1 protein-coding gene is annotated in these 2,146 nt (G+C 72.5%); it reads right to left on the minus strand.

Annotated features, from left to right (window positions below; translation table 11 throughout):
- Nucleotides 1-2,146: glycosyl hydrolase 115 family protein (locus H5J30_RS28990; RefSeq protein WP_181790240.1), on the minus strand; the 2,146-nt coding region annotated here is incomplete at both ends.

The raw sequence follows: 2,146 nt of genomic DNA on the forward strand, positions 1-2,146 counted from the left end.
GGTCGACGCGCAGCCAGGACACGGCAGGCTCGATCTCGTAGCCGAAGGGGCTGCGCCCCCGGTTGAAGACCTCGATGTACGGGGCGGGGCCGCTGTCGTACGGGCTGACCACCGGCAGCACCGCGGGCCCGGCGGCCTCCGGCCACCACTGCTCCGAGCCCTCCACCGCCACGCCGAGCACCGCGCCGGCGGCGGGGTCGATCCGTACGACCGCGGGGAAGAGCTCGTCGGGGAGGGCCTCGTTGTCCTTCTCGGGCTGCTGCCAGGGCGCGTTGGGGCCGTAGCGCTCGACGTCGCCGTAACCGATCTTCGGCTGCGTCTGGAAGCCCTGCCACTTCCCGCCGGAGAGCGTGTGGTTGTAGTAGTCGGCGAGCGCCTGGTCCTCGGCGAACAGGGCGTCGGTCTCGGCGGCGAGCTGGTTGGCGGCGGCCCGGCCCTGCGCGGCGTAGAGGAGGTTGGTGAACTCGGCGCGGCGCAGGGCGTAGACGACGGCGGTGCCGCGCACGGCGTAGCGGACGAGCTGGAAGTACGCCGCCCGGTCGGCCCGGTCGAGGCGGGCCTCGATGCCGTCCGCGGTACGGGCCAGCTCCTGCCACTCGTCGGTGACCCGGTCCAGCTCGCCGTAGTTGACGCGGCTGAAAGGCGTGGCCTGGTCGTCGTAGACGACCGCGGCGGAGTCGGTGGCCGGGTCCTTGGCCGGGTCGAGGGTGATGCGGCGGTTGAGCAGCTCCGGCTTGCGCCGGGCCTGGAGGCGGCCGTACTCGTGCAGGACCTCGGCGATCTCGGCGGCGTGCCGGGGGCCGAAGTTCTCGGCGGCGTAGCGGCGTTCCCACGCGGGGAGATCGCCGGCCTGCCAGCGGTCGGGGTCCCAGGCGTAGTCCAGGAAGAACTGCGTCGGCAGCTCGTTGGACTTCAGGTCGCCGACGTTGGCGACCCACAGCTGCCGGATGCCGTACGCGTACGTCTGGTGGAGCTGCTCCCAGGTGCTCGCCAGGTTGGCGGTGTCGACCCACTTGTAGTTGCGGCCGCCGCCGACGTAGTCGAAGTGGTAGTAGAGCCCGTAGCCGCCGGTGCGCGGCGGCAGCGAGGCGTCCGGTACGCGCCGCAGGTTGCCCCAGTTGTCGTCGGTGAAGACGACGGTGACGTCGTCGGGCGCCTGCATGCCGCTGTCCCAGTAGTGCTGGACCTCCTTGTACATGGTCCACACCTGCGGGACCGCCGCGGCGTCGCCCAGCTCCTCGGCGAGGATGCCGCGCTCGGTGGCGATGATGCGCTCCATCAGCTCGATGCCGTCGCCGTCGGGCAGCGAGGTGTCGCCGTTGCCGCGCATCCCGAGGGTCACCACGCCCTCGAAGCCCTCGTCGGCCAGCCGGCGGATGCCGTCGCGCCAGTAGGCGCGGACGGCGTCCTCGTTGCGTACGAAGCTCCACTCCCCCGTGCCGCCGTACGGGTCGTGGCCCTCGGTGACGATGTTCCCGTCCGCGTCGCGCACGGCGGGGACGGCGTGCCGGTTCCACTCCTCGATGCCGCGCATCATGGGCGCCTCGTGCGAGGTGCCCATGACGATGCCGTACTCGGTGGCGGTGGCGTGGTTGGCGGGGTCGTCCTCGGCGAAGGCGCGGCCCCAGACGGCCGGCCACAGGTAGTTGGCCTTGAGCCGGAGCATGGCCTCGAAGACCTTGGCGAAGAAGGCGCTGTTGAAGCCGCCGGGGTGGTCCTCGGCGTGGCCGGGGCCGAAGAACCCGGGCGCCCAGCGGCCGAGGGCGGGGTTCTCGTCGTTGATGAAGATGCCCCGGTACTTCACCGCGGGGGTGCCCTGCGAGAACCGGCCGGGGAGGACGTAGAGCGCGTCGTGGCGGCGGGGCGGGACGTCGGCCCAGAAGTGCCAGGGCGAGACGCCGATGCCGCGGGAGACGTCGTAGATGCCGAAGATGGTGCCGCGCTGGTCGCTGCCGGCGATGACGAAGGCGCTGTCGAGGCCGGGCAGCGGGTCGGCCACGACCTGCTGCAGCGAGGTCTCCCACCGGCCCTCGACGCCGGTCGGGTCGAGCTTGCCGGCGGCGATCAGGCCGTCGATCAGCGGGCTGCGGCCGATGGTGCCGACGAGTACCGCGGTGCGCCCGGCGGGTGCGCGGCCGCGGGTGAG

Origin of the sequence: Streptomyces phytophilus, from assembly GCF_013870535.1 — a bacterium.
Taxonomy (GTDB): Bacteria; Actinomycetota; Actinomycetes; order Streptomycetales; family Streptomycetaceae; genus Streptomyces; species Streptomyces phytophilus.